The organism is Methylobacterium sp. Gmos1, from assembly GCF_053764715.1.
Window position 1 is genome coordinate 96,488 of record NZ_JBSNCC010000020.1, and the last position, 6,459, is coordinate 102,946.

At 60.9% G+C, this 6,459-nt stretch carries 6 protein-coding genes and 2 pseudogenes; 7 read left to right on the forward strand and 1 reads right to left on the reverse strand.

All coding sequences use genetic code 11. The features are described 5' to 3' along the window. Positions 1-171 precede the first annotated feature (171 nt). The 7 genes and pseudogenes from ACS5PV_RS27245 to ACS5PV_RS27275 form a co-directional block, all read left to right on the forward strand. Positions 172-1,152 (forward strand): ABC transporter permease, encoded by a 981-nt coding sequence (locus ACS5PV_RS27245; RefSeq protein ID WP_455398467.1) that lies wholly within the window; start codon positions 172-174, stop codon positions 1,150-1,152. A 14-nt stretch (positions 1,153-1,166) separates the two neighbouring features. After that, positions 1,167-2,114: an ABC transporter permease gene (locus ACS5PV_RS27250; protein ID WP_455398468.1), complete on the forward strand. Its 948-nt coding sequence runs from the start codon at positions 1,167-1,169 to the stop codon at positions 2,112-2,114. A gap of 5 nt (positions 2,115-2,119) precedes the next feature. Beyond that, positions 2,120-3,103 (forward strand): ABC transporter ATP-binding protein, encoded by a 984-nt coding sequence (locus ACS5PV_RS27255; RefSeq protein ID WP_455398469.1) that lies wholly within the window; start codon positions 2,120-2,122, stop codon positions 3,101-3,103. Continuing rightward, a complete protein-coding gene (locus tag ACS5PV_RS27260) occupies positions 3,100-4,146 on the forward strand; it encodes an ABC transporter ATP-binding protein (RefSeq protein WP_455398470.1) in 1,047 nt (348 codons plus the stop codon). Before ACS5PV_RS27255 ends, ACS5PV_RS27260 begins: the two co-directional genes overlap by 4 nt. Positions 4,147-4,467: 321 nt before the next feature. After that, a complete protein-coding gene (locus ACS5PV_RS27265) occupies positions 4,468-5,373 on the forward strand; it encodes a hypothetical protein (protein WP_455398471.1) in 906 nt (301 codons plus the stop codon). A gap of 1 nt (position 5,374) precedes the next feature. Next, a complete protein-coding gene (locus tag ACS5PV_RS27270) occupies positions 5,375-5,854 on the forward strand; it encodes a hypothetical protein (protein WP_455398472.1) in 480 nt (159 codons plus the stop codon). Between the two features lie 47 nt (positions 5,855-5,901). Next, positions 5,902-6,168, forward strand: a pseudogene (locus ACS5PV_RS27275) (AAA family ATPase); the annotation flags it as partial. A 179-nt stretch (positions 6,169-6,347) separates the two neighbouring features. Here the strand turns inward: ACS5PV_RS27275 and ACS5PV_RS27280 are convergent. Beyond that, a pseudogene (locus ACS5PV_RS27280) lies at positions 6,348-6,459 on the reverse strand (IS5/IS1182 family transposase); the annotation flags it as partial.

Genomic DNA, 6,459 nt, shown 5'->3' on the forward strand with positions numbered 1-6,459 from the left:
GCAGGATGTAGTAGAGCCGGCGCTGGCTGGTGGAGATCACCACCGTGCCGGGCCGGATAGACCGCTGAGCTTTACGCGGCACCACCCCCACCCCTAGCCCCTCCCCACAAGGGGGAGGGGAAAGCCCGAGGCTCTCGCCCCGGACCACACGAGAACACAAGAAAAACCCCCATGCTCGCCTTCATTCTCCGCCGCCTGCTGCAATCCGTCGGGGTGCTGCTGGCGGTCGGGCTGATCGCCTTCGCGATGTTCCGCTTCGCCGGCGATCCGGTGAACCAGCTCGTCGCGCCGGACACGCCCTATGCCGAGCGGCTGCAGATCCGCCAGAGCCTCGGCCTCGACGATCCGGTGCTGGTGCAGTTCGCCCGCTACGCCGGCAACGCCGTGCGCGGCCAGTTCGGCAACTCGTACCAGTTCCGCCAGCCGGTCTCGACGCTGCTCGCCGAGCGCATGCCCGCGACGCTCGAACTCGCGCTCTGCGCCACCCTGTTCGCGCTCACCGCCGGCATCCTGATGGGGGTGTACTCGGCGCTCCACCGCGACAGCGCCGGCGCCAAGCTCCTGCAAGCCATCTCGCTCGTCGGCGTCTCGCTGCCGACCTTCCTGATCGGCATCCTGCTCATCTTCCTGTTCTCGGTCACCCTCGGCTGGCTGCCGTCCTACGGCCGCGGCGACACGGTGCGGATCGGCTGGTGGACCACCGGCTTCCTCACCGTATCGGGCTGGAAGGCGCTGATCCTGCCCTCGATCACGCTCGGGCTGTTCCAGATGACGCTGATCATGCGCCTCGTCCGCGCCGAGATGCTGGAGGTTCTGCGCACCGACTACATCCGCTTCGCGCGGGCGCGAGGCCTCACCACCCGGTCGATCCATTTCGGCCACGCGCTGAAGAACACGCTCGTCCCGGTCATCACGGTGGCGGGCCTCCAGCTCGGCTCGATCATCGCCTTCTCGATCATCACCGAGACGGTGTTCCAGTGGCCCGGCATGGGCCTCCTGTTCGTGCAGGCGGTGCAGAACGTCGACGTGCCGATCATGGCCGCCTACCTGCTGCTGGTCGCCCTCATCTTCGTGACGATCAACCTCGTGGTCGATCTCCTCTACACCATCGTCGATCCGCGCCTGCGCCTCTCGGTGCGGCGGGCGGCGTGAGGATCTTTTAGCGTATGGCCTCCCCCGCCCCCGCCCTCTCGGCCGCCCCGCCGTCGCGCCTCGCGCGCTTCCTCGATTCGGATCTCTTCGCCAACTTCAAGCGCTCGAAGCTCGCCATCGCGGCCTTCGTGGCGACGGTGCTGTTCGTCGCCCTGGCGCTGCTGGCCCCCGTCATCTCGCCGCAGAACCCCTACGACCCGGCGCAGCTCGAGCTGATGAACGCCAGCCTGCCGCCGCTCTGGTACGCCGACGGCCAGGCGCCGTTCCTGATCGGCACCGACGACCAGGGCCGCGACGTGCTCTCGGCGGTGTTCTACGGGATGCGCCTGTCGCTCCTCGTCGGCGTCCTCGGCGTGCTCTTGTCGGGCTTCATCGGCATCGGCCTTGGGCTGATCGCGGGCTATGCCGGCGGCTGGGTCGACACGATCATCATGCGCGTCGCCGACGTGCAGCTGACCTTCCCGGCGATCCTGATCGCGCTCATCGTCGACGGCGTCGCCAAGGCGGTGGCCGGCGGCCACATGGAGGCGAACGCGCAGATCGCCCTCATAGTCGTGGCGATCGGCCTGTCGTTCTGGGTCCAGTACGCCCGCACCGTGCGCGGCTCGGTGATGGTCGAGAAGAACAAGGACTACGTCCAGGCCGGCCGGCTCATCGGCCTGTCGGCGCCGGTGATCCTCACCCGCCACATCCTGCCGAACGTCACCGGCCCGGTCTTCGTCATCGCCACCATCAACCTGGCGCTCGCCATCATCACCGAGGCGACGCTGTCCTTCCTCGGCACCGGCCTGCCGGAGACGATGCCGTCCCTCGGCACGCTCATCCGCACCGGCAACCGCTTCCTGTTCTCGGGCGAGTGGTGGATCGTCGCCTTCCCGGGCCTGGCGCTCGCCGGCCTGGTGCTGGCGATCAACCTCCTCGGCGACTGGCTGCGCGACGCCCTGAACCCCAAGCTGCAGTAACGCCCATGACCCAACCCGTCCTCTCGGTGCGCGACCTGCGGGTCGAGTTCGCCACCCGCCGCGGCGTGCTGACCGCGCTCGACGGCGTCTCCTTCGAGATCAACCGCGGCGAGGTGCTCGGCGTCGTCGGCGAGTCCGGCGCCGGCAAGTCGGTGACCGGCTCGGCGGTGATCGGCCTGATCGACCCGCCCGGCCGCATCGCCGGCGGCGAGATCCGCCTCGCCGGCGAGCGCATCGACAACCTGTCGCCCGACGCGATGCGCAAGGTCCGCGGCAAGCGCATCGGCATGATCTTCCAGGACCCGCTGACCAGCCTCAACCCGCTCTACCGGGTCGGCCGGCAGATCGAGGAGACGATCCGCACCCACACCGACCTCTCGGCCAGGGCCGCCCGCCAGCGCGCGATCGACCTGCTCGCCGAGGTCGGCATCCCGGCGCCGGAGCGGCGGATCGACGGCTTCCCGCACGAGTTCTCGGGCGGCATGCGCCAGCGCGTCGTCATCGCGCTGGCATTGGCCGCCGAGCCGGAGCTGATCATCGCCGACGAGCCGACGACGGCCCTCGACGTTTCGGTCCAGGCCCAGATCATCACGCTCCTGAAGCGCCTCGGGCGCGACCACGGCACCGCCGTGATGCTGATCACCCACGACATGGGGGTGATCGCCGAGGCCGCCGACCGGGTCGCGGTGATGTATGCCGGCCGCGTCGCCGAGATCGGTCCGGTGGCGGCGGTGGTGGGCGATCCGCTCCACCCCTACGCCCAGGGCCTGATGGGGGCGATCCCGTCCCTGTCGCACGAGGCCGACCGCCTCGCCCAGATTCCCGGCGCGATGCCGCGGCTCTCGGCGATCCCGCCCGGCTGCGCCTTCAACCCGCGCTGCCCGAAGGTGTTTGCCCGCTGCACGGTCGACCGGCCCGAGCCCCTGGTCGTCGGCTCGCACCGGGTCGCCTGCCACCTCTACGACGCGTCCGGACAGGCCGCCGCATGAAGCCCCACATTGCGTTGAAGCCCGTGATTACGCCCCAGCCCGACTACGTGCAGGTCCGCGACCTGCGCCGCCTGTTCGACGTCTCGCGCCCCTGGCTCAACCGGGTGATCGAGCGCCAGCCGCGCCAGTTCCTGCGCGCGGTCGACCACGTCTCGTTCTCGGTCGCCAAGGGCGAGACCCTGGCGATCGTCGGCGAATCCGGCTCCGGCAAGTCGACGGTCGCCCGCATGGTGGTCGGCCTGATGCCGCCCTCCGACGGCGAGGTGTCGATCGCCGGCATCTCGATGACCGACCCGCGCCAGGCCGCCGAGCGGCGCCAGTTGCGCCGCCGCATCCAGATGATCTTCCAGGACCCCTACGCCTCGATGAACCCGCGCTGGCGGGTCGACCGGATCATCTCCGAGCCGATCCGCGCCTTCGGGCTCCTCACCGGCGAGCGCGAGATCCAGGCGCGGGTCGGCGAGCTGCTGACCCTGGTCGGCCTGCACCCGGACGACGGCAAGCGCTACCCCCACGCCTTCTCGGGCGGCCAGCGCCAGCGCATCGCCATCGCGCGGGCGCTCGCCTCCGAGGCCGAGTTCCTGGTCGCCGACGAGCCGACCTCGGCCCTCGACGTCTCGGTCCAGGCCCAGATCCTGAACCTGATGCGCGACCTCCAGGACCGGCTCGGCCTGACCTACCTGTTCATCAGCCACAACCTCGCCGTGGTGCGCCACATGGCGAACCGCATCGGCGTGATGTATCTCGGCCGCATCGTCGAGATCGGCGGCGGCCGCGAGCTCTTCACCGCCCCAAAACACCCCTACACCCGCATGCTCCTCGACGCGGTCCCCGACCTCGCCCATGTCGGACGGCAGCGCGTGCCGGTGCAGGGCGAGATCCCGAACCCGATCAACCCGCCGTCAGGGTGCACGTTTCACCCGCGCTGCCCGTTCGCGAATGAGCGGTGCAAGGCGGAGGTGCCGGCGTTCCGGGATGGGGTGGCGTGTCATGCGGTGGAGGAGGGGCGGTTGATGCCGGGGGGTGTGGCTGCTGTAGCGTAAGGACATATTGTTTGCCGCGATTGCCAAACCGCGGCAAACATTACAGAAATTCATAAATAGCACATATCGACTTACATTTCATTGTATTTGCTTAAAATATAATTTTCCAATCGATCGTGATCACAAAATTGTAATTATCATGTGCATATTCGAAAGCTGCCTTAGGATAGCCAAATTGATAACAGAAAAATATTTAGTTTGCGGCAGTTGGTTTTTGCTATTAGGCTTGCTGAACGAGGGGCACGCCTTCGAGCGGCAGCGGTGCGAAATCGTACTTCTACCGCACGGCTGCCATGAGAGCATAGCAGGGTACCAATTTCGATGTCGGCCGGTCAAGAGTATTGGGATGGCAACGATTGGGAAGATCATGTCCTGCGATTACTTCAGGACATGTATGAGGCTCACAATGTACAAAAAGTTCCAGCCAAACACAAAGGAGATTGTGGTCTAGATTATTTTTGCCTTTCCAAATCGGTTGTATATCAGTGCTATGCAGTTGAAGAGCCGATAGATGTTCCGACAAGAGCAACGAAGCAGAAATCGAAAATAACAACGGATATCGGCAAATTCTGCGATCCATTAAAAGGTGCCGCTTCGATGTTTAATGGACATCGAATTGAGCGTTGGATATTAGCAGTGCCATTAAATGATAGCAGAGAAGTGGTAGAGCATGCCCTGAAGAAAGCGGCGGAAGTAAAGGCGAAATCTTTAAGCTATGTTTCAAATGATTTCCAAATATTAATTCACGATCGAGGCGATTTTGATGATGAGACTTGGAGTCGGCGAGCCCAGCTTCGAAAGCGGATCCGACCGATCGTACCAGCACCAACTCAAGATGATATAACAAGAAAAATACACTCAGAACAAAAGCTGACCGAAAATTTGCGCGAAAAACTCGATCATAGATTTTCCGACACTTCATCGCTTGATTATGCCGTAGATAATGCGTTGTATGTATTTGTTGAAGCCGAAAATACAAAAGATATTTTGCGCACAATTTCACCTGATGCTTACGAAGAAGTTACGCGTCTGATATCTCAAAGGCTACGTCGCATCAGCGTAGGCTCGCGTGGCGGCAATGGCGTAGATAGACTCGATACGGAAATAGATGGATTGAGAGCCAGCATACTGTCTGCGGTTCCCAATCTTGATCCAGGAATAGCAGAAGTGATCGCATTCGGCGCTGTCAGCGAATGGCTGATGCGCTGCCCATTGAAGTTGAACTGACATGGAAGAGATCGCACAACTTCGCACAGCTTACAGCGGAGATTTTTCTGTCACACAGCGACCAGAACCTATCCCCGGCGATCTACGGATTGGATGGGGGCAAGCGCTATTGCTACTTATAATTGCCTCGTCTCGTGGTCAACGTTGCAGTATACAGAAAATACATTTCCTTGCCCATGTAAGTCGTACTGCCAAACTACGTCAGCAGTTGCGTGATGTGTTGGCAAGGCGTCGAGGCTCTGCCAGTCTTCCAGTACGAATTGAGCCGTGGGTTAATCGTGCTGCCGCATACGCCGCTGCAAGCGGCTTGATTACCTTTCGTGACGGCAAAGCATTAAATATAACTGAAACCGGCAGCAACGCAGTGAAAGCTCTCCGTGAGGCGAAAGCCCTTGAGGAAGAGGACACATTCCTTTTAGAAGTTGGGAAACGCACAACCGAAAAGGTCGTTGAAAATATCATAAAGATGGATAAATTTTAATGCTAAGGATAAATCATATTCGCCTTCGCGCCATGACAGATGGCGGCATGTATGGTACGGATATTAGATTAGACGGCAAACTAACCATAATACATGCTCCAAACACATCTGGAAAATCTACTATACTACATGCATTTATATATGCCCTTGGCTTGGAGCAAATGCTTAGTCCCAAAAGGGAAATTCCGCTATCATATGCAATGCGTGATTATGTGGAAGACCCAATAACATCACGTAGATTTAGTATTACACAATCTTATGTTGAAGTTGAAATTAAGAACGCACAGGAGTCAACAATAACTATACGTAGAAATGTTATTTCCAAATACGATCGTCGTCTCGTGACCGTTATTGAAGGTCCTGCGCTTACCACAGGATCTCGCGATTTTGTTCATAACGACTACTATGTCAATGACGGCGGAGCAGCGCAACGCCAAGCTGGATTTCATTACAGATTAGCTCATTTTCTTGGCTGGAGGCTACCTAGAGCGTGTTATGAACTGATTATTGTACGTTCGATTTTGCTGAGCATATCGCAGACGAAGGCAACCATGTGGAGGCCCGCCAATGTGCTGGCGTAGCGCTCGTAATCCTTGACCAGCCGG